The sequence below is a fragment of the Massilia sp. NP310 genome (genome assembly GCF_019443485.1).
Taxonomy (GTDB): Bacteria; Pseudomonadota; Gammaproteobacteria; order Burkholderiales; family Burkholderiaceae_D; genus Telluria; species Telluria timonae.
The window spans coordinates 5,580,632-5,604,407 of the sequence record NZ_CP080379.1; the positions used below are offsets into that span (position 1 = coordinate 5,580,632).

The 23,776-nt window shown below is 68.1% G+C and carries 29 protein-coding genes; 1 reads left to right on the forward strand and 28 read right to left on the reverse strand.

Annotation, left to right across the window (positions count from 1 at the left end):
- Positions 1–74: 74 nt before the first annotated feature.
- The 12 genes from KY496_RS24630 to flgB form a co-directional block, all read right to left on the reverse strand.
- Positions 75–1,112 (reverse strand): hypothetical protein, encoded by a 1,038-nt coding sequence (locus tag KY496_RS24630; RefSeq protein WP_229520359.1) that lies wholly within the window; start codon positions 1,110–1,112, stop codon positions 75–77.
- Between the two features lie 5 nt (positions 1,113–1,117).
- Positions 1,118–2,029, reverse strand: coding sequence for a flagellar hook-associated protein FlgL (flgL, locus tag KY496_RS24635; RefSeq protein WP_219862855.1), 912 nt, complete (start codon positions 2,027–2,029; stop codon positions 1,118–1,120).
- Positions 2,030–2,039: 10 nt separating this feature from the next.
- Positions 2,040–3,413 (reverse strand): flagellar hook-associated protein FlgK, encoded by a 1,374-nt coding sequence (gene flgK, locus KY496_RS24640; protein ID WP_219862857.1) that lies wholly within the window; start codon positions 3,411–3,413, stop codon positions 2,040–2,042.
- Between the two features lie 101 nt (positions 3,414–3,514).
- Complete coding sequence (locus KY496_RS24645; protein WP_219862859.1) at positions 3,515–3,859, reverse strand: rod-binding protein; 345 nt, start codon at positions 3,857–3,859, stop codon at positions 3,515–3,517.
- Positions 3,859–4,968, reverse strand: coding sequence for a flagellar basal body P-ring protein FlgI (locus KY496_RS24650; RefSeq protein WP_219862861.1), 1,110 nt, complete (start codon positions 4,966–4,968; stop codon positions 3,859–3,861). Before KY496_RS24650 ends, KY496_RS24645 begins: the two co-directional genes overlap by 1 nt.
- A gap of 10 nt (positions 4,969–4,978) precedes the next feature.
- Entirely contained in the window at positions 4,979–5,632 is a 654-nt protein-coding gene (gene flgH, locus KY496_RS24655; protein WP_005668584.1) for a flagellar basal body L-ring protein FlgH, read from the reverse strand.
- Positions 5,632–6,417, reverse strand: a complete 786-nt coding sequence (gene flgG, locus KY496_RS24660; RefSeq protein ID WP_005668586.1) for a flagellar basal-body rod protein FlgG — start codon at positions 6,415–6,417, stop codon at positions 5,632–5,634. Before flgG ends, flgH begins: the two co-directional genes overlap by 1 nt.
- Positions 6,418–6,454: 37 nt before the next feature.
- Positions 6,455–7,180 carry a flagellar basal body rod protein FlgF gene (locus tag KY496_RS24665; RefSeq protein ID WP_219862863.1) on the reverse strand — a complete coding sequence of 242 codons (726 nt, stop codon included), beginning with the start codon at positions 7,178–7,180 and terminating at the stop codon, positions 6,455–6,457.
- Between the two features lie 9 nt (positions 7,181–7,189).
- The gene (locus KY496_RS24670) at positions 7,190–8,374 is read right to left on the reverse strand and encodes a flagellar hook protein FlgE (protein WP_219862865.1); all 1,185 of its coding nucleotides are present in this window, start codon (positions 8,372–8,374) and stop codon (positions 7,190–7,192) included.
- Positions 8,375–8,388: 14 nt separating this feature from the next.
- Positions 8,389–9,072: a flagellar hook capping FlgD N-terminal domain-containing protein gene (locus KY496_RS24675; protein ID WP_005668592.1), complete on the reverse strand. Its 684-nt coding sequence runs from the start codon at positions 9,070–9,072 to the stop codon at positions 8,389–8,391.
- Positions 9,073–9,074: 2 nt separating this feature from the next.
- Positions 9,075–9,479 (reverse strand): flagellar basal body rod protein FlgC, encoded by a 405-nt coding sequence (gene flgC, locus KY496_RS24680; protein WP_005668593.1) that lies wholly within the window; start codon positions 9,477–9,479, stop codon positions 9,075–9,077.
- Positions 9,480–9,489: 10 nt separating this feature from the next.
- Positions 9,490–9,849 (reverse strand): flagellar basal body rod protein FlgB, encoded by a 360-nt coding sequence (flgB, locus tag KY496_RS24685; protein ID WP_005668595.1) that lies wholly within the window; start codon positions 9,847–9,849, stop codon positions 9,490–9,492.
- Positions 9,850–9,962: 113 nt separating this feature from the next.
- Between flgB and flgA the strand changes: the two genes are divergently transcribed.
- Positions 9,963–10,625 (forward strand): flagellar basal body P-ring formation chaperone FlgA, encoded by a 663-nt coding sequence (flgA, locus tag KY496_RS24690; RefSeq protein WP_229409855.1) that lies wholly within the window; start codon positions 9,963–9,965, stop codon positions 10,623–10,625.
- Between the two features lie 4 nt (positions 10,626–10,629).
- Here the strand turns inward: flgA and flgJ are convergent, their stop codons facing one another.
- The 16 genes from flgJ to fliF are packed head-to-tail and all read right to left on the reverse strand — an operon-like array spanning position 10,630 to position 23,761.
- Positions 10,630–11,394 (reverse strand): flagellar assembly peptidoglycan hydrolase FlgJ, encoded by a 765-nt coding sequence (flgJ, locus tag KY496_RS24695; RefSeq protein ID WP_005668599.1) that lies wholly within the window; start codon positions 11,392–11,394, stop codon positions 10,630–10,632.
- Positions 11,381–11,809, reverse strand: coding sequence for a flagellar export chaperone FlgN (flgN, locus tag KY496_RS24700; RefSeq protein WP_219862867.1), 429 nt, complete (start codon positions 11,807–11,809; stop codon positions 11,381–11,383). Before flgN ends, flgJ begins: the two co-directional genes overlap by 14 nt.
- Positions 11,809–12,081: a flagellar biosynthesis anti-sigma factor FlgM gene (flgM, locus tag KY496_RS24705; RefSeq protein ID WP_071360150.1), complete on the reverse strand. Its 273-nt coding sequence runs from the start codon at positions 12,079–12,081 to the stop codon at positions 11,809–11,811. Before flgM ends, flgN begins: the two co-directional genes overlap by 1 nt.
- A gap of 29 nt (positions 12,082–12,110) precedes the next feature.
- On the reverse strand, positions 12,111–13,058 hold the full coding sequence (locus KY496_RS24710; protein ID WP_219862868.1) for a flagellar motor protein MotB: 948 nt from the start codon (positions 13,056–13,058) through the stop codon (positions 12,111–12,113).
- A 3-nt stretch (positions 13,059–13,061) separates the two neighbouring features.
- Entirely contained in the window at positions 13,062–13,973 is a 912-nt protein-coding gene (motA, locus tag KY496_RS24715) for a flagellar motor stator protein MotA (RefSeq protein WP_005668603.1), read from the reverse strand.
- A gap of 36 nt (positions 13,974–14,009) precedes the next feature.
- The gene (locus KY496_RS24720; RefSeq protein ID WP_184235048.1) at positions 14,010–14,744 is read right to left on the reverse strand and encodes a FliA/WhiG family RNA polymerase sigma factor; all 735 of its coding nucleotides are present in this window, start codon (positions 14,742–14,744) and stop codon (positions 14,010–14,012) included.
- A 28-nt stretch (positions 14,745–14,772) separates the two neighbouring features.
- Positions 14,773–15,222 (reverse strand): flagellar basal body-associated FliL family protein, encoded by a 450-nt coding sequence (locus KY496_RS24725; RefSeq protein ID WP_184235045.1) that lies wholly within the window; start codon positions 15,220–15,222, stop codon positions 14,773–14,775.
- 5 nt (positions 15,223–15,227) lie between these two features.
- Complete coding sequence (locus KY496_RS24730; RefSeq protein ID WP_219862870.1) at positions 15,228–16,490, reverse strand: flagellar hook-length control protein FliK; 1,263 nt, start codon at positions 16,488–16,490, stop codon at positions 15,228–15,230.
- On the reverse strand, positions 16,487–16,801 hold the full coding sequence (locus KY496_RS24735; protein WP_219862872.1) for a hypothetical protein: 315 nt from the start codon (positions 16,799–16,801) through the stop codon (positions 16,487–16,489). The genes KY496_RS24730 and KY496_RS24735 overlap by 4 nt, the downstream gene beginning before the upstream one ends.
- A complete protein-coding gene (fliS, locus tag KY496_RS24740) occupies positions 16,794–17,183 on the reverse strand; it encodes a flagellar export chaperone FliS (RefSeq protein ID WP_219862874.1) in 390 nt (129 codons plus the stop codon). Before fliS ends, KY496_RS24735 begins: the two co-directional genes overlap by 8 nt.
- Positions 17,184–17,193: 10 nt before the next feature.
- Complete coding sequence (fliD, locus tag KY496_RS24745) at positions 17,194–18,585, reverse strand: flagellar filament capping protein FliD (protein ID WP_219862876.1); 1,392 nt, start codon at positions 18,583–18,585, stop codon at positions 17,194–17,196.
- A gap of 27 nt (positions 18,586–18,612) precedes the next feature.
- Positions 18,613–19,059 (reverse strand): flagellar export protein FliJ, encoded by a 447-nt coding sequence (locus KY496_RS24750; protein ID WP_184235033.1) that lies wholly within the window; start codon positions 19,057–19,059, stop codon positions 18,613–18,615.
- A complete protein-coding gene (gene fliI / locus KY496_RS24755; RefSeq protein ID WP_219862879.1) occupies positions 19,056–20,372 on the reverse strand; it encodes a flagellar protein export ATPase FliI in 1,317 nt (438 codons plus the stop codon). The genes KY496_RS24750 and fliI overlap by 4 nt, the downstream gene beginning before the upstream one ends.
- Positions 20,369–21,043, reverse strand: coding sequence for a flagellar assembly protein FliH (gene fliH / locus KY496_RS24760; RefSeq protein ID WP_005668613.1), 675 nt, complete (start codon positions 21,041–21,043; stop codon positions 20,369–20,371). The genes fliI and fliH overlap by 4 nt, the downstream gene beginning before the upstream one ends.
- Positions 21,040–22,062, reverse strand: a complete 1,023-nt coding sequence (locus KY496_RS24765; RefSeq protein WP_005668614.1) for a FliG C-terminal domain-containing protein — start codon at positions 22,060–22,062, stop codon at positions 21,040–21,042. Before KY496_RS24765 ends, fliH begins: the two co-directional genes overlap by 4 nt.
- Positions 22,046–23,761: a flagellar basal-body MS-ring/collar protein FliF gene (gene fliF / locus KY496_RS24770; protein WP_219862881.1), complete on the reverse strand. Its 1,716-nt coding sequence runs from the start codon at positions 23,759–23,761 to the stop codon at positions 22,046–22,048. The genes KY496_RS24765 and fliF overlap by 17 nt, the downstream gene beginning before the upstream one ends.
- Positions 23,762–23,776 lie beyond the last annotated feature (15 nt).

Sequence of the window (23,776 nt, forward strand, 5' to 3'; positions counted from 1 at the left end):
GAAAATGCGACCGTGACCAGTCATCGATTGTATCGGTGGCCGGAACGGTCAAGTCCCGGCCATCCTGGTGCAGCTTAGCGCAGGCCGAGCAGGGCGTGCACCCGTTCGCGGCTGACGCCGACCAGGGCCGAGGTGATGGCCAGCAGCGACTCGTAGTCGTGGCTGGCGGCGGTGGAGGCGAAGTCGCGCGCGATCATGGCCAGTTCGGCGCTCGGGATCTCGGGCTGGGCGCTGCGCGCCATGGCGGTGCTCAGCGCCAGCGAGGCGGCGTCCTGCGAGCGGCGCACCCGGGCCAGCGCCTGCACCACTTCGCGCAGGCTCTGGCGCAGGGCGTCGGGGTTGCCCAGTTCCCATTCTTTCGGCTCGAGCGAGGACGGGAGGGCGACCGTGTCGACCCGGCCGCGGCCGGTCACCGCGATCGCATCCTTGACGCCGGCGAACGTCGATTCGCTGGTGCGGAACACCAGTTCGCGGTCCTGGTCGAGACCGGCGCGCACCTTGACCGGGGCCAGGGTTCGGTCCAGGCGCCGGGCGGTCTCTTCCGGCGTCATGCCCGGTTCGATCGTGGTGGCCAGTTGCGGGCCGCCGGCGCTGCCGACCGAAAAGCCCAGGGTCTGCGTGCCGCCGGCCTTGAGCGAGGCGATGTCGAGGCCCTGGATGCGGAAGCGCTGCTGGGCGCCCTGCACCGCGTCGAAGTCGAGCTGGGCGTCGAGGCCGTCGCCGGCCTGCTGGCGGCGCGCCTCGAGGGCGGCGCTGAGCTGGCGCACGCGCGCTTCGAGTTCGCGCGAGGCGGCGCCGCGGCCCGACAGGCGCGCGCTGAGGTCGGCCTTGAGCGCTTCGAGCTGGCTGGCCATGCGTTCGAGGTAGTCGAGCGCCTGCTGGGCGCGCGCCACTTCGCCCTGGTTCTGCTGCATGCCGACGCCGCGCCGCAACGGGCTCGCCGTCGGCGCGCTGCGGCTGACGGCGCGGTCGGCGGAGCTTGCCGGCGGCACCGCATGCGCGCGTCCGGTGGCCGACGTGCTCTGGGCGCCGGTGTTGCCGCTGACGGCGCCGCCGTTAGGGTTGGCGCCGCTGGCGGTCGTCGTGCTGGTTGGTCTGAGCAGTGCTTCCATGGCCATCAGATCGCATTGAACAGGCTCAGGTTGCCGATCTTGGCATAGGCCTTGTAGGTCGCCTGCAGGGCGGTCGAGTAACCGTTGAGTTCAGTGGCGGCGACGCCGACGTCGAGCGCGCCGATGTCGGTGATCGCCATCTTGTTCGACAGGCTGATGTTGGCGTGGTTGTCGTCCAGGGTCTTGATGATGTTCTGGCGTCCGCCCAGGTCGGCGACCTTGCTCGAGATCAGCGCCTGCGCATCGTCGAAACCGTTCAGGTTGGCTTCGAGCACGGCGCGCACGGCCGGGTCGTTGGGCGTGGCGCCCGGTTGCGACATCACCTCGATGGTGGCGTCGATCTGGTTCAGCAGCTTTTCGAGGCCGGCCAGGTTCTCGTTGGCGGGCTGGGTCAGGCCATTGCCGACCACGACCAGCTGGGCATTGGTATTGGCGGCGAAGCGGTAGCGCGCGCCGGCGTCCGCGTCCGCGTCGAGCGCCAGCGGCGCGGTCTTGGTCGCGGTGCCGGCGAACAGGTAGTTGCCTTCCTCGTCGATCGTGTTGGCGGTGTAGAACAGGCTGTCGCGCAGCGATTGCAGCGGCGCGATCATGGCCTTCAGGTCGTCCGGCGTGTTGGCGCCGTCCAGGGCCCAGACCAGCTGGTCGCGGCCCGGGATCATCTCGGTGACCATATTGCTCAGATAGCCTTCCGACTTGGTCAGGCGCAGCTGGAGCGAGGAGATATTGCTGCGGTACTGGCCGACCGTGGACTCCTCGCGCGCCAGGCGCGACAGGCGCACGCTGTCGACCGGGTCGTCCGACGGCAGCAGGATGCGCTTCTGGGTGTCCAGCTGGCGCATGATGTAACTGAGCCGCTCCTGGTTGTTCTGGAGCGACTGGTTCATCGTCGATTGGTATTGGGCAGTGGCGATACGCATGCTGCTCTCCTTATTGCATCATGGCGAGGGTGGCGTCGAACAGCGAATTGGCGATCGAGATCACCTGCATGTTCGCCTGGTACATGCGCTGGAACTCCACCAGCTTGACCGCTTCCTCGTCTTCGTTGACGCCGCTGGTCGACTGCCAGTCGTTGATCGACTGGACGCGCACGGTCTCGGCGGTTTTCAGCGCGGCCTTGTTGATCTTGCTGTCCACGGCCAGCTTGCCCAGCATCTGGGTGTCGGCGTCGCTGAGCAGCACGTTGCCGATGTTCGGCAGCTCGATCGACCGGCCCTTGAGCGCGGCCAGTATCTGCAGGTTGCCGGTGTCGCCCGGCGTGCCGTCGCTCGAGAACGCCAGGTCCTGGGCCTTGAAGCCCTCGACCGTCTTGAGCATGTTGGCGCCATTGCCGGGGGTATAGACGAACAGCGGGGTGCCGGCCACGCCGGGGGCGGTGAAACCGTCCGCCAACTGCTCGTTGACGAGGGTGGCGATCTGCTCGGCCAGCGAGTCGACGTCTTCCTGCAGCGGCAGCAGGGTATTGATCTCGAACTGGGTCAGGCCGCCGAGCTGGCCGCCCATCTTGCCGGCGTCGAGCGCGAAAGTCGAGTTGGCGAAGCTGATCGAGAACGCCTGCGGCGAATCGGCGCTCGGGGCCGCCTTGAGGGTGCCGTGCATGCTGCCGATCACCAGCGCCTGGCCGCTCTTGAGCGAGACGTCGCGGCTGCCGTCCGGATTGTCCGACACTTCGAGCGCCATCTTGCTCGACAGGTCGTCGATGGCCTGGTCGCGCGCATCGATCAGGCTCGACGCCGACACGCCGCTGGCCTGGGTCTCGATGATCTGCTTGTTCAGGCGGGCGATGGTGGCGATGTCGACGTTGGCCGAGTCGACCAGGGCGCTGCGCTGCTGGCGCACCGAGGTCAGCTGGGTGTTGAAGACGTTGTTCAGGCCATTGAAGCGCTCGCCCATCAGGCCTGCCGCGGTCAGCACCTGCTGGCGCAGCGGGGTCGAACCGGGGTCGCCGGCCACCGCGTTGATCGCCTTGAAGAAGTCGTCGATGCCGGCCGACAGGCTGGCCGAGGCGTCGCTCATCACGCTCTCGAGCTGGGTCAGGTAGGGCTGCGACTGCGAGTACATGCCCTGCTCGGAATTGGCGCGCCACATGGCCTGGGTCTTGTAGTTGTCCGAGAAGCGCAGCAGCGAGGTCACCTGCACGCCATTGCCGGCCGAGCGGCCGCTGGCATCCGGACCGACCGCCATCAACAGCGCCGACTGGCGGGTATAGCCCTTGGTCTGCAGGTTGGCGATGTTGTGGCTGCTGGCCGACAGTGCGAGCTGGGCGGCGAGGGCGCCCGACAGGGCATTATTGATGATCGTCATGATGCGAATTCGTCCTCGATACAGGCTTAACCTGCGTTAACCTAACAGGGCGACCGATTATTGCCGTTTATTAAGTATTAGATGTAAATCGGGTCGACCGCTCAGCGCTTGCCGGTGGTGGCGCCCGGCACCAGCTGGCGCAGGATAGCGTCGGCGATGCCGAAGGCGCGCTGGCCGGCCATATTCCCGGCCAGCAGGTCGTCGGCCATGTCCTGCATGTCCTGGTTGACGCGGTTGTTGAACACGCTGTCCTCGGCCGCCATCGCGCGGGTCGAAGAACGCATCGTGCGCAGCATGTGGCTCACGAAGAAGCGTTCGAACTCGACCGCGGCCTGGGTGGCTTTCGCCACGTAGGCCGGGTCGGGCTGGTCGGCGGCTGGCGCGACCGGCGCCTGATCGGCGGCGCCGAGAGGCATGGAGGCGTTGCGAAGATCGTCGATGCGCATCAGATCACCACCAGTTCGCCTTCGATCGCGCCGGCCTGGTCCAGGGCCTGCAGGATCGCCATGATGTCGTCGGGCGAGGCGCCCAGGCTGTTCACGGTGTCGATGATGGTTTGCAGGCGCGCGCCCGGCGGCCAGCGGAACATCTGGCCCGAGCCCTGGTCGACCGACAATTTCGATTCCGGCGTCACGGCGGTCTGGCCGCGCCCGAACGGGCCCGGCTGGCTGACGCGCGAGCTCTCCGAAATGATCACCTTGAGCGAACCATGGGTCACGGCGGCCGCCTTCACGCGCAGGCCGTCGGCGATGACGACGGTGCCGGTGCGCGAGTTGAACACGACTTTCGGCACTTCGATGCCGGCTTCCACGCTCAGCGCGTTCAGGGCGGCCACAAAAGCGACGCGCTCGGTGGGATTCTCCGGCGCGATGACTTCGACGCTGGTGCCGTCCAGGGTGGTGGCGATCGGACCGTAGCGCTTGTTGATCGCATTGACCACGTTGGTGGCGGTCTCGAAATGCGGCTGGCGCAGGCGCAGCATCACTTGCGGGCGGGTCGCGAAGTCGGTCGCGATCTCGCGCTCGATCATGGCGCCGTTGGGCACCCGGCCGGCGGTCGGGGTGTTGACGGTGACCGAGGAGCCGCTGCGCCCGGTCGCGTTCAGGCCGCCGACCACCACATTGCCCTGGGCCAGGGCATAGACTTCGTTGTCGGCCGCGCGCAGTTGCGTGAGCAGCAGGGTGCCGCCGCGCAGGCTCTTGGCGTCGCCCAGCGACGAGACGGTGACGTCGATGCTCTGGCCGCGGCGGTAGCCGGGCGGGAAGGTGGCCGAGACCATCACGGCGGCCACGTTCTTGTTCTTGGCGTCCTCGCCTTCCGGCAGGCGCACGCCGAACTGCTTGAGCATATTGATGACCGACTGGCTGGCGAACTTGACCTGGGTCGAGTCGCCCGAGCCGTTCAGGCCCACCACCAGGCCATAGCCGACCAGCGGATTCTCGCGCACGCCTTCGACGCTGACCAGGTTGCGCAGCGCTTGCGCGGCCTGGACGGGCAAGATGGCGCAGCCGAGGACGGCGGCGACCATGAGGGGAACAATGCGGCGCAGGTTCATGATGTCGACCTTAGAATGGCATCAGGGGGCTGTTGAAGAAGCGCGTCAGCCAGCCCGGCTGGTTGGCCTCGGCCAGCGCGCCGCGCGCCGAATAGGCGATGCGGGCATTGGCCACGCGCAGCGAGGACACGCGGTTGTCGGCGTCGACGTCGGCGGCGCGCACGAAGCCCTTCAGGCGCACGAATTCCTCGCCCTGGTTCAGCATCAGGTTCTTTTCGCCGGCCACGCGCAACAGGCCGTTGGGCAGCACTTCCTGCACGATCACGGTCAGCGAGCCGGACAGCGCATTCTGCTGGGTGCTGGTAGCGTCGCCCTGGAAATCGCGGTCGGCGGTGATGTCGACCGCCGCCTTGTCGTAGACCTTGCCCAGCGCGGCGAGCGGAGAAATGCCAATGGAAGACCCCTTCGAGATGCTGGTGCCGGCGCGCTTGCTGGCCTGGGTCGTCTCTTGCAGGATCACGGTGACGGCGTCGCCTACGCGGTAGGCGCGGCTGTCCGAGGTCAGCGAGACGGTGTCGGCGGTGAACACGCCGCCCGAGACGCCGCCGCGCGCCATGCGCTGCAGCGGCATGTGGTCGTCATCGTCGTCGCGCATGGCGACCTGCGCCGGCGTGGCGCAGCCGGCCAGCACCATGACGCAGAGCAGGGCAGCCAGGGCTTTCATCAGCGCGCCGCCTGCGACAGGTATTGCAGCATATTGTCGGCCGCCGACAGCACCTTGGTGTTCATCTCGTAGGTGCGCTGGGCGGCGATCATGTCGACCATCTCTTCGACCACCTGCACGTTCGAGCCTTCCAGCGCGCCCTGCTTCAGGGTGCCGAAGGCGGCGTCGCCCGGACGGCCTTCGTTCGGCGCGCCGCTGGCGGCGGTTTCCTGGAACAGGTTGTCGCCCAGGGCCAGCAGGCCGGTCGGGTTGATGAAGGCGGTCAGGTTGATCTGGCCGATTTCCTGCGGCGCCGGCTGGTTCGGGAAGGTCACCGAGACCACGCCGTTCTCGCCGATGGTCACGCCGCTGGCATTTTGCGGGATCGTGATCTGCGGGACGATGGCCAGGCCCTGGGCATTGGTCAGGGTGCCGTTCGGATCGACCTTCAGCTGGCCGGCGCGGGTGTAGGCCGGTTCGCCGTTCGGGCGCAGCACCTGCAGGAAACCGTTTCCCGAGATGGCGACGTCGAGCGGCTGGCTGGTGGTCTGCAGGCTGCCGTTGGTGAAGGCTTTCTGGGTGCCGACCACGCGCACGCCGTTGCCGAGCTGGACGCCGCCGTTGACGGTGTTGTCGGCGTTCTGGGCGCCCGGCTGGGCGTCGACCTGGTAGAACAGGTCTTCGAACACGACGCGGTCGCGCTTGAAGCCGACGGTGTTGACGTTGGCCAGGTTGTTGGCGATGGCCTGCAGCTTGGCATCCTGTGCCTGCACGCCGGTCTTGCTGATCCACATTGCTGGATTCATGGTTGCTCCCTAATTAAGTGTCGCCTTATTTCGCGATTCAGGCGCCGATGAGCCGGTTGCCCGACTCGTTCATGCTGTCGCTGGTCTTGAACATCTTCATCTGCAGTTCGAAGCTGCGGTTCAGGCTCATCACGGCCACCATCTCCTCGACCGCCGAGACGTTGCTGCCTTCGAGGGCGCGGCCGCGCACGGTGACGTTCGGGTCGGCCGCGAGCTGCTCGCCGTCGCGCGTGACGATCAGGCCGGCTTCGTTCTTGGCCAGCTGGGCGCCGTCGGCGCTGACCAGCCGCAGGCGGTCGATGATCTGGGTGAGGGTGCCGCCTTCGGGCATCACCGAGATGGTGCCGTCATTGGCGATATCGACCGCGGTGTGCGGCGGCAGCACGATCGGCCCGCCTTCGCCCAGCAGCGGGCGGCCACCCACCGACAGCGCGCCGTTGGCGTCGATGTCGATCGCGCCGGCGCGGGTATAGGCTTCGCCGTTGTCGAATTCCACCGCCAGGTAGCCGTTGCCGTTGACGGCGACGTCCAGCGCGCGGCCGGTGTCGCGCACCGTGCCGTTGCGGGTCGAGACGGCATCGGCCATGCCGCGCGCCAGGTGCACGTCGTCGTAGCCGTAGCCGGCCAGCGCCTGGCTCGAGGCCAGTTCGATATTGGCGCGAAAGCCCGGAGTGTCGGCATTGGCCAGGTTGTTGGCGCGCACTTGCTGCGCCTGCAGGGTGCGCTGGGCGGCGCTGACGGCGGTGAAGATGAACTTGTCCATGGCCTATGCTTACAGCGCCTGCATCAGCGACTGCATCATCTGGTTCTCGGCGGTGATCACTTTCGAGTTGGCCTGGTAGTTGCGCTGCGAGGTCATCAGGCCGACCAGTTCCGAGGTGATGTCCACGTTCGAGCCTTCCAGCGAACCCTTGGACAGCTTGCCGGCCAGGCCGACGCCCGGGGTGGTGTACAGCGGCGCGCCCGAGTTGGCGTTGGCGACCCAGGTCGTGTCGCTGGTCGGGACCAGGCTGCCCTCGTCCGGGAAGGTGGCCAGCGCCACGGTGCCCACGACCTGCTGCTGTTCGTTGCTGTACTTGGCGACGATCGAGCCGTCTTCGGCCAGTTCCACGCCGACGAAGGTGCCCGAGGCATAGCCGTTCGGACGGTTGATGTTCTGGGTCGCGGCGCCGGCCAGCTTGGTGGTGCCGCTGTAGTCGAAGTTGAACTCCAGGGGTTCCGCGCCCGGCGGGGTGAGTTCCAGGTCCGGGCCGTTGACCGAGGCCGCTTCGATCCGGCCATTGGTGTCGAAGTTCATGGCGAAGCCGGCGCCGGTCGGCGCGGCGCCGTTCAGGCTGTAGTGCACGGTCACGACGTCGTCGTCGGTCTTGACGAAGTATTGCGAGACGGTGTGCTGGGTGCCCAGCGAATCGTAGACCACCGATTGCTTGACCATATTGTAGGTATTCGGGTTGTTCATGTCGAAGGCCGCGGTCGGCTCGACCCACTCGTTCGACATATTGCCGGAATAGGCCACGCGGGTGCTGGCCACGGCCGGGATCTGGCCGGTCGGGACTTCGATGTCGCCCATGGTGCCCATCACGCCGTTGACGGTCGGGCCATAGCCCTGCACGCGCTTGCCGGTGGCGTCGACCAGGTAGCCGTCGGCATTGGTGTTGAAGATGCCGACGCGCGAGTACGAGACCACGCCCTGGTCGTCGCGGCTGGTGAAGAAGCCGCGGCCGAGGATGGCGGCGTCGAGGCCGCGGCCGGTGGTCTGCAGGCTGCCGTTCTTGTTGATGTCCTGGGTCAGCGAGCCGACCTGCACGCCGTTGGCCATGTCGCCCGCGTACACCGACGAGAAGTTGGCGCGGCTGCTCTTGAAGCCGTAGGTGCCGGCGTTGGCGATATTGTTCGACAGCGTGTTCAGCTGCTCGTTGATGGCCTGGATGCCCGACAGGGCGATATTGAAGCTCATGGGGAATCCTTTGCTTAGTTGGTCAGCGCCAGGTCGGCGGACGTGTTTTTACCGTTGAAACCCGTGATCCAGCCCGGCTCGACTTCGCCGACGCCGGCCACCTGCATCAGGATGCCGCCGGTCGAATCGAGGCGCACGCTGTTCAGGCGGCCGTCGATCTCGATCGCCGGCTTGGTGCCGTCCGACGACTCGGCCGCGATGCTGTACTTGCCGGCCGGCAGGCCGAGCTGCGCCGGGTCGAGCGTGAATGCCTGGCCGCCGGCGCCGTGCGGCGGCAGTTCGATCCTGGTCTGCTTGCCGGCGACGTCGGTCAGGATCACATGGGTGAGGGTGCTGGCGCCTTCCAGGCGCACGCTGCCGGTGATCGCGGCGTCGCCCAGTTCCACGCGGCTGGTCTCGACCGAGACCTGGCTGCCGACCTGGCCGCCCATCGCCAGCACCTGCAGGCTCTGCAGCATGGTGGCGCTGGCGGCCGTGGTCTGGGTCATGTTTTCCAGCGCCTCGGTCTGCGACAGCTGCGACAGCTGGTTGACGAAGGTGGCCGGATCGGACGGGGCCAGCGGATCCTGGTTGCGGATCTGCGCCACCAGCAGCTTGGTGAACATGTCCTTGTTCTCGCTCATCGGCACGCCGGCCGGGCTGGTGCTGGTGCTGCTGTAATTGCTGCTGAAACCGAAGTTGTTGGTGGTGGTGACCATGATCAGCTTTCTCCCATGCGGATCAGGGACTGCTGCATCGACTTGATGCGGCCCATGACCTCGACGTTCGTTTCGAAGGCGCGCGAGGCGGCCATCATGTCGGCCATCTCGGCCACTTCATTGACGTTGGCGTAAAAGACCATGCCGTCGGCGTCGGCCAGCGGATTGTCCGGCTCATGCACGCGGCGCAGCGGCTCGCTCGACTGCACCACGTCCAGCACCTGCACCTTGGCCACGCCCTCGCCGTCGAGCACGGCGGAAAACACGGGCTTGCGGGCGCGGTAGGCTTCGGCCTCGGTGGTAGCCACGGCATTTGCGTTGGCCAGGTTGCTGGCGATCGTGTTCATGCGCACGGTCTGGGCCGCCATGGCCGAGCCGGCGATCAGGGAAATGTCTTTGAAACCCATTCAGCGCTCCTTATTGGCCAGTGATGGCTTTGTTCAGGCCGCGCAGCTTCATATTGATGAAGGTCAGGCTGGTCTGGAAATCGGAAGCGTTCTGCGAGAACGCCGCCTGCTCGACGCCGATCTCGACGGTATTGCCGTCGGCGCTCGGGTGGTAGGGCACGCGAAACAGCGGGCCGTCCTCGGAGAGCGTCGGCAGGCCGTCGTCGGCATCCATCCGGTCCTGCATCACGCTGGCGAAGTCGATGTCGCGCGCCGTATAGCCGGGCGTGCTTTCGTTGGCGATGTTGGCGGCCAGCACGCGGGTGCGTTCGGCGCGCAGCTGGAGCGCGTCGGCGCTGACGCCGAGGGCTTCCTTGAAATTAATCGACATGGCGATTCTCCAGTGAACTGCAGTGAACTTGGTTAGAATGGGCCTTTCCGCCTGACCCGTATTGTCCAATGATTGCTTTCCGTACGGCAACAATAAGTATTGTAACCTGTCTGTTGTGCACCACAGCGTGGTCGGCGCAAACTCTTTCCGTACAAATAGAACAAGCCGCGCGCGAGCAACTCGAGAAGGTCGCCGCGGCCAGCGCTCTGGGCGATCCCGAGTTCGACCTGAACGTGGTCAGCAGCCGTCCGGCGCCCGCCTGCAAGGGGCCGGTAAGCGTCGAAGCGCTCGACACGCGCCAGCCGGCGCGCATGCGCTTCGTGGCGCGCTGCCCGGACGGACAGGGCTGGCGCCACGACTTCGTGGTGCGCGCGCGCATGTCGGCGCTGGTGGCGGTGACCGCGGCGCCGGTGGGCGCCAACCAGACGCTGGGCGAATCCGACGTCACGCTCGAGCGGCGCGACGTGACCAACCTGCGCGATCCGATCGGCCTGCCCGAGGAAGCGGTCGGCCAGTCGAGCCGGCGCAGCCTGCGCGCGGGCGAGGTCCTGCGCGCCAGCCAGCTGGTAGCCCCGATCGTGGTGAAACGCGGCGACGCCGTGGTCATGACGGCGCGCGAGGACGGCATCGAGGTCAGCATGGCGGGCGAGGCGCTCGACGCCGGCGCGCGCGGCGCCGTGGTGCGGGTCAAGAACAGCGCCAGCGGCCAGGTGGTGCGCATGCGCGTGCTCGGCGCCGGCGCGGTGCAGCCGATCGACATGCCGCTGGGCGAATAGTCCGTCATTCCTGGTTCCCTTGCAGGCTGGCCGCGATGCGGGCCAGCTTGGCGGCGTAGCCGGGATCGGTCGCATAGCCGCCGCGCGCCAGTCCCTGGGCGAAGGCCTGGGCGTCGTTGCCGGTGTTCAGGGCGGCGCGGTAGCGCGGATTATCGGTGAGCACGCGCGCATAGTCCTGGAAGGCGCTGGCCGCGTCCGGATAGGCGCGGAAGCGCTCGCGCGTCTTGAGCGCGGCGCCGTTCACGTATTCGGTGGTGGTGGACTCGCCGGCGGCGCCTTCCCAACCGGCGCCGGCCTTGATCCCGAACAGGTTGTGGCTGCTCGCGCCGTCGGCGGTGCGCAGCGGACGCTGACCCCAGCCCGATTCGAGCGCGGCGTGGGCCTGCACCAGTTCCGGCGCCACGCCGAGTTGTCGCGCGGCCTGGCGCGCCCAGGGGGCGATGCTGTCCAGGAACGCCTGCTGCTCCGGCGTGTTGGCGGCAGCGCCGCCGCTGGCGGTGGCAGGGTCGACGCGCTCGTCCTCGCCCATGATCAAGCCTTGCGCGCGCAGCCGCAGCAGGGCGCCTTCGGCGCTCAGGCTGCTGGCGGCGCCGCCGTCGACGTCGCCGTGCTGGATGTAGGCGTTCACTTCGCCCTGCAGCTCGCTGAACAGGCGGCCGAAGCCGGCGCCGCCGCCGTCGCCGATGGCCGCGGTCGGACGGGTCGCGGCGGTGGCCGACGTGGCCGCCGTGGCGGCGGTCGGCGCGATGGAGAAATCAGCGTGGCGCATAGATGCCATCCTCGCCGTGCAGCACGCGCTGCATCACGGAGTATTGCTCGGCCAGCAGCTGGCCATTGCGGATGGTCGCTTCCTTGCAGGCGCGCACGATGGTTTCCAGCTCGGCCCAGGCGGCGTCAAAAGTGGCGCGCGCGGCCGGTGTCAGGCTGGCGATGTACTGTTCCATCGTGGCTTGCGCGCCGAGCAGGGCGCGCACCAGCCGCAGGCGTTGCTGGCGCCGGCCTTCCATGGCCTCGAGCAGCGGCGCCAGGTCTTCGGCCAGCGCCGTCAGTTCAACGCTGCGGTGGCGCACGGCGGCCTCGAACTGCCGTTCCAGCAGGGCGTGGATGGCGGCCGCTTCGTGCAGGTCGCGCTGGACGCCGTCGAGCAGCAGCGCATTGGCCTGGGTGCGGGTGAGGGTGGCCATCAGCGTCCTCCGTGGAATTTCTGGATCAGGCCGGCCAGGCGGCCCGGGTCGAACGGCAGCTCGCCGCGCGCCAGCGCATCGCGCAGCTCGGCCACGCGGGCGGCGTCGAAGTCGGGCATGGCGCGCAGGGCTTCGGACGCCGGTTTCAGCACCTCGGATTGCAGGGCGGCGCCGGCGCCCGCCGGCATCTCGGCCTGGACCGGCGCGGCCACGGTCTGGGCGCCGACAGTGACGCTGGCGACGGCGGCGTTGGATGAGCCGGTGATTTTCATGCGGTTACCTCGGGATTTCGGTTGGATCGTCATGGCGTTTTCGGCAATTGGCCGCGCAATTCTTCCAGCGCCGTCGCGTCGGGCAGCGTGACGGTGGCGCCGTTGCCCAGCGCCGTTCCATTGCTGCCGGGGGCGCCGAACATGTTCGCCACCGCGCGCGACTGGGCGCTGGTCAGGATCAGGAGTTCGATGCGGCGGTTCATGCCGTCCAGCGGGTCTTCCGGATGCAGCGGACCGCGGTCGGCCATGCCGACCACCTGCAGGATGGTGGAGGTCTGCATGCCGCCGGTGAGCAGCTGGGCGCGCGCGGCCAGCGCGCGGTCGGTCGACAGGGCCCAGTTCGAGTAACCGCCCTTGTCGATGCCGGCGTAGCGGCTCGAATCGGTATGGCCGATGATCAGCATCTGGTTGCGCATCTGGGCGAACAGCGGCCCCATCTTCTGCAGCAGGCGCGCGAAGCGGCCGGTGGGCAGCGCGCTGCCGCGCATGAACATGCCCTGCTTGTCGGTGTCGTGCAGCATCACGCGCAAGCCGTAGGGCGTGACGACGGTGGCCAGGTTCGAGGCCAGGCCGGCGTTCACCGACAGCTCGGTCAGGGCCCTGGACAATGCTGCCAGGTCGGCTGGCGTCTCATAGCCGACCTTCGGGGCGCTCGGGCTGCCCGGCTGGCTGGTGCCGGCATTGCCGGTGCGCGGGACGTCGAAGCGTTCGATCAGGCTGCCGCTCGGCTCGGTGGCGATGGCCGGCTTCTGGCCTTGCCCCTCGAGCATGCCGGCGCTGGTGGCGTCGTGCACGATCGCCTTCAGGTTCTGCTGCTCGCGCGCGGCGATCAGCCACAGCACCAGGAACAGCGCCATCAGGGCCAGGCAGAAGTCGGCGAACGCCACTTTCCAGGCGCCGCCGTGCTCGTCGTGCTGGTGCTTGCCGCCGCCGCGCTTGACGATGGTCGATTCGTGCTTGTCGTTCGTTTTCGACACGTGTTACCCCGCCATGCGGTCGCTGCCGCGGCGCCGCTTGTTCTGCGATTCGTCTTCGCCGCCCATGGCGTTGATCCACTGTTCGAGCTGGGCGAAGCTGGGCTTGGTGTTCAGCTGGATCAGGCGGCGTCCGGCGTCGATCGCCAGCAGCGCCGGCTTGCCGGCCACGTGGGTGCACAGCACCACCTTGACGGTCTCCATGGTCGAGGCGTCCGAATTGACGGTCTGCTTCATCAGGTTGGCCAGCGGTTCGAGCACGCCGTAGCAGAAGAAGATGCCGATGAAGGTGCCGACCATGGCCGCGCCGACCTTCTCGGCGATCTCGCCCGAATCGGCGCCGCCCGAGACCGAGTACATGGCCATCACGATGCCCAGCACCGCGGCCAGGATGCCGAAGCCCGGCATCGCCTCGGCGATCTTCTGCAGCGATTTCGACGGCTGGGTCAGCTCTTCGTGGATGGCTTCCAGTTCCTGCTCCAGCACGCCTTCCAGCTCGTGGGCGTTGATCTTGCCCATGGCCATCAGGCGGAAGTTGTCGACGATGAAGGCCAGCAGCTTGGGCTCGGCCAGGATCGCCGGATAGCGCTGGAACAGCGGGCTTTCGGCGGGCGCCTCGACGTGGGCGTCCAGCGCCTTCAGGCCGCCGGCGGCGGTCTGCAGCAGTTCGTACATCAGGAGCAGCAGCTGGCGCTGGAATTCCGAGTCGTGCTTCTTGCGCGCCGCGACCTTCTTGAGCTGGTGGCCCATCTCGGACAGCACGTGGCGCGGATTGCCGAGCACGAGCGCCCCGAAGGCGGCGCCGCCGATGATCAGGATCTCGACCGGGTGGAAGATCGAGGCGAAGGTGCCGCCCATCATGGTGAATCCACCGAAGATGGCGCCGAGCACGATGGCGATGCCGAGTAGTTGCTGCATGACTTAGGGCCTTTCTGGCTTATTCTGTGATTCGGTTCAGTCGCGCTGGAGCGCGGCCTTCATCTTGGCCAGCGCACTCTTGTTGAGCTGGCAGACGCGGGCGTCGGACAGGTCGAGCACGGCGGCGATTTCCTTGTAGCTCAGTTCGAACTCGTAGATCATCTGGATCACGCGCTGCTCCTTTTCGTTGAGGGTGGTCAGCACCTGTTCCAGGCTGCGCCGCACCATGAACTGTTCTTCCGGGCCGGGCGTATGGTGGGCGTCGGCGACCGCTTCCTGCAAGACTTCGTCAAAGCTCAGCATTTCCTCGGCGCTGTCGTCGAGCAGATACTGTTGATACTCATCAAAGGACAGGCCCAGGGCCTGCGCCGCCTCTTTCTCGCTCGGCTCGCGGCCCAGGCTGCGGGTCAGCGCGCGCAAGGCGTCGCGCTGACGGTGGCTGTCCTGGCGCACGGCGCGCGGACGCCAGTCCTGGCGCCGCAGCTCGTCGAGGATGGCGCCGCGCACGCGCAGCGCCGCATAGCTCGAAAAGCCGGCGTCGGGCTGGCCGTAGCGGCGCAGCGCTTCGAGCAGTCCCATCAGGCCGATCTGTTCCATGTCCTCGCGCCCGAACGCGCCCGACACCTGGCTGCCGAGCTGGCGCGCGATGCGCTTGACCAGCGGCGCGTAGGCCAGCAGGTGGCGCCCCTCGTCCTGGGCGCTCATGCCGGCGGCTTGCGCCTCGCCATAGTCGGCGCAGGCGCCGGCGGCAACGTCGAGGTAATCGGTCATATAGGCCACGTGGTCACCCGCGATGGTGTCACTCGATGATCAGCTTGCCGACCATGACTTCGGAAAACGGCTTGATGTGGTTTTCCTTTTCATAGTTGGCGTCGAATACCTTGTTCAGCTCGGCCGCGTACTGGTCGACCGTCATGCTCGAGGCTTCGGCCATGGTGCGCGCCGACAGCGCCGAGACGGCGATCGAGCGCAGCAGCGGCAGCTGTTCCTTGGCTTCCTTCTCCTCGGCCGGCGTGGTGGCCAGCACCAGGTCGACCGACAGGTAGTGCGCGGCCTGCTCGTTCGGCGCGCGGCGCAGCATGACGATCACCTTGTCCAGCGTGACGTACTTGGTCGGCTTCTTTTCGGGGGCCGGCTTGGCCACGGCGCCCGCGGCGGGCGCCGGGTTCATGTACCACATGGCGCCGCCCGCGGCGGCGGCGGCCGCTACGGCGACCCCGGCAAAGGCGATGATCAGTTTTGCTTTCATGGTCTTTAGTCGCGGTTATTCATCGAAAACAGGGAACCGGCGTCGCCGGCGTCGTTCAGGGCCAGGCCGGGCGTGCGCTGGCGCTGTTCTTCCTCGCTCTGCTGGCGGCCGCGGCCCCCGGCATCGGCGCCGGGCTGGCCGGACGGCTGGTTGCCGGCCTGGGCGGTGGATTGGGCGGTGGATTGGGCGGTGGATTGGGCGCGCGGGGTCTCGCTCACGTTGACCGAGACGTTGCTGTACTGGCGGCCGGCCAGGTCGTTGCGCAGGCTGTCGCTGACCGTGTTCAGCTGGCGCAGCACTTCGCTGTTGGAGGCGGCGATGGACACTTCCAGGCTGCCGCCGCTGTGGCGTACCGAGATCTCGATCCGGCCCAGCATCGGCGGCTCGAGGCGGATCGTGGCCTGCTCCATGCCGCGGCCGAGCTGCAGCTGGAGGCGGTCGCCCAGCGCTTCCTGCAGGGTCTGGCGCCAGGCGGTCGGCGGACCGGCGAGCGTGACGCTGTCGGCGCCGCGGGTCGCGGCCGGCTGGCTGGCGGCGCCGGCGACGCCGGTGGTGGCGCCCGTGGGCGCGGGCTCGGCGCCGTCGGCCGGGGCAGCGTCCAGCGCCGGGGCGGTGTGCGCCGGGGCGGCGCCCGCCGTGGCCGGGGTCGCGGCGGCCGGCAGCGCCTGGGCCACGGCGGCGTCGGTGCGCGGCGCGGCCGGCGCCGCGGCTGGCAGCGGCAGGGCAGCGGCGTCCGCTGCGCCGCGGGCCGCGGCCTGAGGCTCGGCGTCGAGCGCCAGCAGGGCATCGGTGGCGGGTGCGGCGGAAGTCACGGCGGCGGCGTTGGCGCCGACGTTGGCGCCATCGTTGGCGGCGCCGGGCTTGGCGCCCGGCATCGCCATCATCATGGCCGGCAGCGCGGTCGGCGCCGCTTGCGGCGTGATCACGGACAGTGCGGCCAGTGCGGCATCGATCGCCACCGCATCCTGTGCGGTCGTGTCGTCCGGCTGGTCGGCGCCAGGGTCTTGCGGTGCGGCCTCGGGCACGGCGCCGTCGACCGGCAGCGCCGCGTCGGTCCCGGGCGCCACGTCGCCCAGGGCGATCCACTGCTGGAATGGCAGCGCCTCGGCGGCCGGCTGCGGCGCCGCCGCGTCCGCCGGCATGCCCGGCTGGGCGCCATCAGGCGCCGCGGCCGCGTCGAGCGGGGCGCCGTTCACGGCGACCTTGCCGGCGCTGGCGCCGACGGCATTCATGGCATTCATCGCGCTGTTCATGGAAAAGTTCATCATGGGGTGCTGCCTGATTCGAGTTCGCCCGCGAGGGCATAGGCCATCCAGCCTTCCTTGTTGTCGCGCATCTCGCCCAGCTGGGCTTGCAGGTGCGACGCCGCATCGGCGCTGGCGCGGGCGGCGCCATCGTGGGCCGCGCGCAGCCGGGCCAGGGCGGCGCGTTCGCGCGCGCTCCAGTTTCCGCGTCCGGCCAGCGCCTGCAACTGCGGCCCGAGCGCGCGCACCGCGCGTTCCAGCAGGTCCCAATCGGCGCCTGCGCTCGCGTCGCGCAGCTGCGTTGCCAGGCGCTCGATGGCGGCGCTCCTATCCATTACGTTCCTGCACGCCTTTCCAGCCCTGGCGGATGGTGGTCAGGACCTGGATCACCTCGTCGACCATGGTCGGGTCGAGCTTGATGCCGGCGCCGTTCAGGCGGGTGGCGCAGAAGTCATAGATACGCGCCAGGTTGGCCACGGTCTCGCCGCCGCTCTCGAAGTCGAGCGAGCTCGACAGGCCATTGATGATCTCGACGCATTTGTCGATGCTCTTGGCCTTGGCTTCGTAGCGGCGCGCGACGATGTGGGCGCGCGCGCGCGCCAGCTCGTCGAGCAGGCCGTCGGTGAGCAACAGGACCAGCTCGACCGGCGAGGCGCGCGACGTTTGCGCGTCCAGGTTGACGGCGTGGTAGCTGCCGTAGGCTTCTTGATAGGACATGTGGTTCTCTTTAATCGTTGTCGTTGCCGAACAGGGCATCGAACAGCGATACATTGCTGTTCATGATGTTTTGCATACTTTGTAGCTGTGTAAATTGCCCGAGATAGCGCTGATACGCGGCGTTATACTGTTGATCGATCAGCGCTTCGCGGTCTGTCAGGCTCGATTGGAGTTCCTGGGTTGCCGACTTTCGTTTCGTGATCTGCCCGTTGGCCGCGTCGTTCCAGACCTTCAGGTACTTATCCAGCTCGTTCGCAATACCGCTGGCGCCGGCAGCGGAGGTGCTGCCGATGAGCTTGTCCAAGCCACCGGGATTGATCGCCATCTGGCTCTTCAGGCGTTCGCTATTCAGCTCGAGCGTGCCGTCCTTGCTGGCGACGATGCCGAAGGAGGCGAGGGTGTTGCCGCTCACCGGACGCATGAGGCTGACCAGGCGGTCTTGCAACGCCCTTACACCACCGTCGGCTGCAAAAATCCCTGCCGCGGCGCCGCTTGTCGGGTCGCCGGAATAAGTCAGCGTCTTCAAGGCCGTCCAGAGCTTGTTATAGGCGTCGACGAACGATTGGACATTGGCGATGGTCGATGCGCTGTCCTGCCCGACCGTGATCGAGACCGGAGGCGAACCGGCCGCTTGCGCCTTGGTGAACGTCATCGTCACACCGTCGATATTGGTGAACGTGTTGCTGCTCTGGGTGATCGGCGTGCCGCCCTCGCTGCCGACATGGATGATTGCATCCTGGGCGGCTACCAGAGTGCGCATCGAGCCATTGGCCGCGACCAGGCTGGATTGTGCGGGCGGCTTGATGCCGGCGGTGTCGAGCGTGATCTGGGTGTTGCTACCGGTCCCTTTTGCAGTGAGCACCAGTTCCGAGGTCGTCCCGGTGGTGATCACCGAAGCGGTGATCTTGGACGCATTGCCGGGCGCGCCATTGATTGCCGCCGCCAGTTCGCGTGGCGTCAGGGTGCCGTTCTTGTCTGCATCGGCAGTGGTCATGTTGATCTTGAACGCCTCGGTGCCGCCCATCTTGACGACCAGTTCGCCACTGACACCGGTGTCGTCTTTCAGGCCGGCAAATGCGACCTGGCTCGAGGTGGCCAGTTGCTTGACGAAGAAAGCGTAGGTTCCCGGCGCCGCGGACGCGCTTGCAGTGCCGGAGCCGATGCCGGTGTCGCTGAACTTGGCCGACTGGGTGTACAGCGTCTTCCCGGTTCCCGTCAACGCCGTAAGGCTGGCCTGGAACGACGACAGCGCGGTCCCCAGATCTGCCAGGCCGCGCTCGGTCGCCGTGGCGATGCGGGTCTGCGACGTCAGAATATCGCGCCGTGCGGCGACATATTTTTCGGCGAGGGCGGTCGCCGTGGTGATCGGATCGTAAGTAGGTGCGGTAATCACTGATGCCATCTCGTTCTCCTGATTCTCATGCAGCGGTCAAGCCGCCCGGCCGGCCATCCATGACTGGGTGGCGATATCGTCTTCGCGCTTTCTTGTAGCGCGTTCCTGTTCGACTGCCAGCGCATCCTGCTCGCGCACCAGCACCTTGCCCAGCAGCTCGCGCCGTACCCAGGCATCCTTCAGGCGGCCCTGCGCGACCGCCATGTTCGCTTCGTGCAGCGCCAGGTCGGTGCGGTGGCTGTCGGCCAGCGCCAGCACGCCCTGCTTGTAGGCGCCGCAGTTCAGGGCCAGCACCGGGTTGAGCGCCAGCGTGGCGCCGGACGCGCCGCTGCCTTCGGCCAGCAGCGCCAGGCGCTCCAGGTTGACCTGGTAGCGCACCCGGGTCGCTTCCTGGCTGGCCAGGTCGGCCTGCAGGCGGTCGACCTGGGTGGAGCGCAGCTGCACCAGGGTGTCCAGGCTCCGGATCGTCTGTTCGCGCTTCATGCCATCATCTCCTTCAGGGCGGCGACGCAGCCGGCCATCGGCGCCGCCTCGCGCGTGCCCTGGCACAGGAAGGCTTCGAACTGCGGCTGCAGCTGCACCGCGCGGTCGGTTTCCGGATCGGCGCCCGGGACGTAGGCGCCGAGCGGGATCAGGTCGCGCACGCGCGCATGGCGCGCCATCGCGGCTTTCAATTTGCGCGCGGCCAGCGCGTGCTCCTGCGGCACCACCTGGGCCATGCAGCGCGAGATCGACTGGGCGACGTCGATCGCCGGATAGTGGCCGCGCTCGGCCAGTTCGCGGGTCAGCACGATGTGGCCGTCGAGGATCGCGCGCGCCGAGTCGACCACCGGATCCTGTTGGTCGTCGCCCTCGGCCAGCACCGTGTAGATGGCGCTCATGCTGCCTTGCGGATGTTCGCCATTGCCGGCCGATTCGACCAGTTGCGGCAGGTTCGAGAACACCGACGGCGGATAGCCGCGGGTGGCCGGCGGCTCGCCCAGCGACAGCGCGACTTCGCGCAGCGCCATCGCGTAGCGGGTCAGCGAATCGCACAGCAGCAGCACGTTCAGGCCGCGGTCGCGGAAATGGGCGGCGATCGAATGGCACATCTCGGTCGCCATCACGCGCATCAGCGGGCTTTCATCGGCCGGGGCCACCACCAATACGGCGCGTTTCAGGCCTTCCGGGCCGAGCGAGCGCTCGACGAACTCGCGCACCTCGCGGTTACGTTCGCCGATCAGGCCGACCACGATCACGTCGGCCACGGTCTGGCGCGTGATCAGGCCCAGCAGCACCGACTTGCCGACCCCGGAGCCGGCCATCAGGCCGACGCGCTGGCCCTTGCCGATGGTGAGCATGGCATTGATGGCGCGCACGCCGACGTCGAGCGGTTCCTCGACCGGCGCCTTCCTGAGGGGATTGACGCGCGGCGGGGTGGTCGACAGCGGCTGGTCGCCGCCAAGGCGGCCCAGGCCGTCGATCGGCTCGCCCAGGCCGTTGACCATGCGGCCCAGCCACGAAGGTCCGATCATCAGGTCGCTCTTGTCCGGCGTGGGCAGCACGCGCGCGCCGGTGGCCAGGCCGGCCGCCTTCTTGAACGGCATCAGGTACGACACCTTGTCGCGAAAGCCCACCACCTGGGCGTCGAGCCACTCGCCGTCGACGGTCTCGATGCGGCAGCGCTGGCCGGTGTGCAGGCGGCAGCCGACGGACTCCAGCAGGAGTCCCTGGGCGCCCACCAGGCGCCCGGTCGGCGTCGCCACCGGCACCGCGCCGATGTCGACCGCACGCAGGCTGTCGGCCAGGGCCATCATGCCGTCGGCTCCTCCGTCATGAGCTGGTCGTGGACCTGCTCCATCACCGCCGCCAGGCGACCCTGGCAGCCGGCGTCGACTTCATTGTCGCCGGCACGCACGCGGCACTCGCCCGGCTCGAGGGCAGGGTCGGGCAGCAGGGTCCAGGTGCGCGCGCGCTTGGGATCGAGTTCCTGCACCCGGCGCAGTTCCTCGGGATTCAGGAAGACCTCGACCTCGTCGCGCGACGGCGGCATCACGGCCAGCGCTTCTTCCACCAGGGCCAGCAGTTGCACCGGCTGCAGCGCGAGTTCGGCGCGGATCACCTGGCGCGCGATCTTGCCGACCAGTTCGACGACTTCGTTGCGCTGGGCCGCGCGCAGGTCGGCCTTGAGCTGGGACAGGCCCTCGAGCATGGCCTCGACCGGACGCGCCAGTTCGTCGAAGCGCGCCAGAGCGGCGGCGCGGCCTTCTTCCATCCCGCGCTCGCGGCCCTCGGCCTCGCCGCGCGGATAGCCTTCGGCGCGGCCCTGGTCGAGACCGGCCTCATAGCCTTCGCGCTGGCCCTGGCGATAGCCGTCGGCCAGGGCGCTCTGCCATTCCTCCTGCGAGCCCGCGCCGTTCGGGCCGGCCGGGCGCGCCGCGCTGAACTGGTGCAGCGGCGGGAAGTGATAGGACCTGAACTGCTTCATTCCGCGGTCGCCTCGGCAAACAGCTGGATGTCGATCTCGCCGGCGTCGGCCAGTTCCTTGACGGTGGCCATGATCTCGCGGCGGGTCTGCTCGATGCGCGACATCGGGATCGGGCCAGAACGGCGCATCAGGTCTTCGAAGCTCTGGGCCTGGCGGCGCGGCATCGCGGCCAGGATGGCTTCGCGCAGCGGCGCCTCGGCGCCCTTGAGCGCGATCGCCCACTGTTCCAGCGGCACGTCGTCGAGCAGGCGGGTGATGACCTGTTCGGTCTGGCGCGACAGGATGAAGAAGTCGTACATCGACATCTCGATCTGCGACACCACTTCGGGATCGTGGGCGCGCAGCAGTTCGACCATGCCGGCGCGGTTGTCCTGCAGGCGGTTGAGGATGTCGGCGACCTGGCGCACGCCTTCCACGCTGGCGCTTTGCGTATCCAGCGCGGCCAGGCAGCGGCCGACCAGCTCTTCGAGTTCGTGCAGCACGTCGCGGTCGATCTCGTCCAGGCGCGCCATGTTCAGCAAGACCAACTCGCGGCCCTCGACCGGCAGCGCCTCGAGGATCTGGGAAGCCAGCGCCGGCGGCAGGAAGGCCAGGAACACGGCCTGCATCTGCACGTGCTCGCTCGAGACGAATTCGGCCAGCCAGCGCGGCGAGGCGTACTGCAGGCGCGCCATCATCGGGCGGATCGCATCGCCATAGATCGTATTGAGCACGCTGTTGGCGATGTCGCTGCCCAGCGCCAGGTCGAGCGAGCGCTTGAGGTAGCTGCGCGAGGCGCCGTGCAGGCCACTTTGCTGGCGGTAGTCGTCGAAGAAGGACTGGAGCGCCGACTTGACGGCATCGACCTTGATGCCGCTCATGCGCGACATGACCTGGGTCAGTTCCATCAATTCGTCGCGTTCGAGGCAGCGCAGCACAGCGGCCGCCTGCTCCTCGCCGATCGACAGCAACACGATCGCGGCCTGTTCGACCGGCGTCAGGACGACGGCGTCGTCCTCAAAATTATTCTGGTCGGCCATGTTTTTTCTGTACCCATTGTTTGACGACTTCGGCAACGCGCTCGGGCTCCTTGCCGGCCAGGATCTTCAGGTGGTCGACCATGACGTCCACCGCGGAACCGCTCGGTGGCAGGTCGTAGTTCTCGAGCAGCGGGACCACGGCGCCGGGGCTGGTCGCGGTGGCGGCGTCCGGCGCGCCGAGGGCGGCCACGCCGGCAGGCAATGCGCCGGCCGCGGCCGCGCCGGGCGCGGCGGCTGCGGCGCCCGGTGCGCCCGGCAGGGCAGGGGTGGCCGGCGCCAGCGGCGGCTGTTGCGGCGCCAGGCGCGTGGTGACGGCGCGCAGCAGCGGGCGGGCCAGCAGGAAGTAAGCGAGGATCGCGCCCAGCGCCCACAGGGCGTAGCTGGTCATGTCGACCACGTTGTCGCGCTCCTGCCACCATTCCTGGGCCACGGGCGCGGCCGGGAAGTTCAGGCTCGAGACGGCCAGCACGTCGCCGCGCGCGGCGTCGATGCCCAGGCCGCCGGCCAGGATGGTCTTGATGTTGGCCAGCTCGGCCGGCGTCCAGGCCTGACCGTTGGCGGCGCTGGCATTGTTCAGCACCACCGCCACCGACAGCTTCTTGAGGCGGCCGCGTTCGCGCTTGATCTGGGTGATCGCACGGTCATAGGCGTACTGGCGGGTGGTGGCGTTCTTGCGCGCGCTGCCGTCCTCGCCGTTCCCGCCCGGCGCCTCGGTATCGAGCGCATCCGGATTGGCCGGCGCCGGCGGGCGGTTCGACAGGGTGCCGGGCACGCCCAGCGCCATGCGGTTCTTTTCCATCTCCTCGCGCATCGCCTCGCTGGTGACCTTCGGCGCTTCGCCGTATTTTTCCTGGGTCTCTTCGATGCGGTCGTTGTCGACCGCGGCGGTCACGCTGAGCTTGTAGTTGTTGACGCCCAGGATCGGCGCCAGCAGGTCGTTGACGTTGGCGCGCACCTCGTCGGTGTAGCGCTTCGAGGCCGCGTCGCCCTGCGTCGCGCCTTCGAATCCATCCTCCAGGTCGACCCGCGACGACAGGAAGTTGCCGGCCTGGTCGACCAGCGACACGCGCTGCGGCTTGAGGCCGGGCACGCTGCCCGAGACCAGGTTGACGATCGCCGCCACCTGCTCGTTCGACAGCGCGCGGCCGGGTTTCACCGAGACCACCACCGAGGCCGAGTTGCCGTCGGTAGTGGCGGTCACGAAGGAGCTGGTCTTGGCGATCGCCAGGTGAACCCGCGCCGACGCGATCGCGTCCATGGTCAGGATGCTCTGCGCCAGCTCGCCTTCCAGGCCGCGCCTGAAGCGCACGTCCTGCACGAACTGCGACACGCCCAGCGGATCGTTGCGGTCCATCAGTTCCAGGCCGGCCGGCAGCTGGGCGGTCACGCCCTTGGCGGCCAGCAGCATGCGCACCTTGCCCAGCGCGGCGGCCGGGACCATCACCTGGCCGCTCTCGGGGTGCACACGATAGGGAATCTGTTCGGCTTCGAGCACCGACATCATGTCGGCGGCGGCGACTTTTTCGCGCGCGCCGAACACCGGCTTGTAGCTGGACTGGTCCTGCCACAGGTACATCATGATGGCGGCGGTGAGCGCCACGGCCAGGCCGAGCATCAGCGGCAGGTTGTTGCGCAGCAGGGGCGGCAGCGAGGGCAGGGCCAGCTTGCCGCCGACGGCGGACTTGAGGGAGGAGATCACGGGAAGTTTCGCTGT

Bases quoted from the DNA above. Each gene is read 5' to 3' on its own strand.
- KY496_RS24630 (WP_229520359.1), bottom strand. From the start codon at position 1,112: ATGGAAGCACTGCTCAGACCAACCAGCACGACGACCGCCAGCGGCGCC.
- flgL (WP_219862855.1), bottom strand. From the start codon at position 2,029: ATGCGTATCGCCACTGCCCAATACCAATCGACGATGAACCAGTCGCTC.
- flgK (WP_219862857.1), bottom strand. From the start codon at position 3,413: ATGACGATCATCAATAATGCCCTGTCGGGCGCCCTCGCCGCCCAGCTC.
- KY496_RS24645 (WP_219862859.1), bottom strand. From the start codon at position 3,859: ATGCGCATCGACGATCTTCGCAACGCCTCCATGCCTCTCGGCGCCGCC.
- KY496_RS24650 (WP_219862861.1), bottom strand. From the start codon at position 4,968: ATGAACCTGCGCCGCATTGTTCCCCTCATGGTCGCCGCCGTCCTCGGC.
- flgH (WP_005668584.1), bottom strand. From the start codon at position 5,632: ATGAAAGCCCTGGCTGCCCTGCTCTGCGTCATGGTGCTGGCCGGCTGC.
- flgG (WP_005668586.1), bottom strand. From the start codon at position 6,417: ATGAATCCAGCAATGTGGATCAGCAAGACCGGCGTGCAGGCACAGGAT.
- KY496_RS24665 (WP_219862863.1), bottom strand. From the start codon at position 7,180: ATGGACAAGTTCATCTTCACCGCCGTCAGCGCCGCCCAGCGCACCCTG.
- KY496_RS24670 (WP_219862865.1), bottom strand. From the start codon at position 8,374: ATGAGCTTCAATATCGCCCTGTCGGGCATCCAGGCCATCAACGAGCAG.
- KY496_RS24675 (WP_005668592.1), bottom strand. From the start codon at position 9,072: ATGGTCACCACCACCAACAACTTCGGTTTCAGCAGCAATTACAGCAGC.
- flgC (WP_005668593.1), bottom strand. From the start codon at position 9,479: ATGGGTTTCAAAGACATTTCCCTGATCGCCGGCTCGGCCATGGCGGCC.
- flgB (WP_005668595.1), bottom strand. From the start codon at position 9,849: ATGTCGATTAATTTCAAGGAAGCCCTCGGCGTCAGCGCCGACGCGCTC.
- flgJ (WP_005668599.1), bottom strand. From the start codon at position 11,394: ATGCGCCACGCTGATTTCTCCATCGCGCCGACCGCCGCCACGGCGGCC.
- flgN (WP_219862867.1), bottom strand. From the start codon at position 11,809: ATGGCCACCCTCACCCGCACCCAGGCCAATGCGCTGCTGCTCGACGGC.
- flgM (WP_071360150.1), bottom strand. From the start codon at position 12,081: ATGAAAATCACCGGCTCATCCAACGCCGCCGTCGCCAGCGTCACTGTC.
- motA (WP_005668603.1), bottom strand. From the start codon at position 13,973: ATGCAGCAACTACTCGGCATCGCCATCGTGCTCGGCGCCATCTTCGGT.
- KY496_RS24720 (WP_184235048.1), bottom strand. From the start codon at position 14,744: ATGACCGATTACCTCGACGTTGCCGCCGGCGCCTGCGCCGACTATGGC.
- KY496_RS24725 (WP_184235045.1), bottom strand. From the start codon at position 15,222: ATGAAAGCAAAACTGATCATCGCCTTTGCCGGGGTCGCCGTAGCGGCC.
- KY496_RS24730 (WP_219862870.1), bottom strand. From the start codon at position 16,490: ATGATGAACTTTTCCATGAACAGCGCGATGAATGCCATGAATGCCGTC.
- KY496_RS24735 (WP_219862872.1), bottom strand. From the start codon at position 16,801: ATGGATAGGAGCGCCGCCATCGAGCGCCTGGCAACGCAGCTGCGCGAC.
- fliS (WP_219862874.1), bottom strand. From the start codon at position 17,183: ATGTCCTATCAAGAAGCCTACGGCAGCTACCACGCCGTCAACCTGGAC.
- fliD (WP_219862876.1), bottom strand. From the start codon at position 18,585: ATGGCATCAGTGATTACCGCACCTACTTACGATCCGATCACCACGGCG.
- KY496_RS24750 (WP_184235033.1), bottom strand. From the start codon at position 19,059: ATGAAGCGCGAACAGACGATCCGGAGCCTGGACACCCTGGTGCAGCTG.
- fliI (WP_219862879.1), bottom strand. From the start codon at position 20,372: ATGATGGCCCTGGCCGACAGCCTGCGTGCGGTCGACATCGGCGCGGTG.
- fliH (WP_005668613.1), bottom strand. From the start codon at position 21,043: ATGAAGCAGTTCAGGTCCTATCACTTCCCGCCGCTGCACCAGTTCAGC.
- KY496_RS24765 (WP_005668614.1), bottom strand. From the start codon at position 22,062: ATGGCCGACCAGAATAATTTTGAGGACGACGCCGTCGTCCTGACGCCG.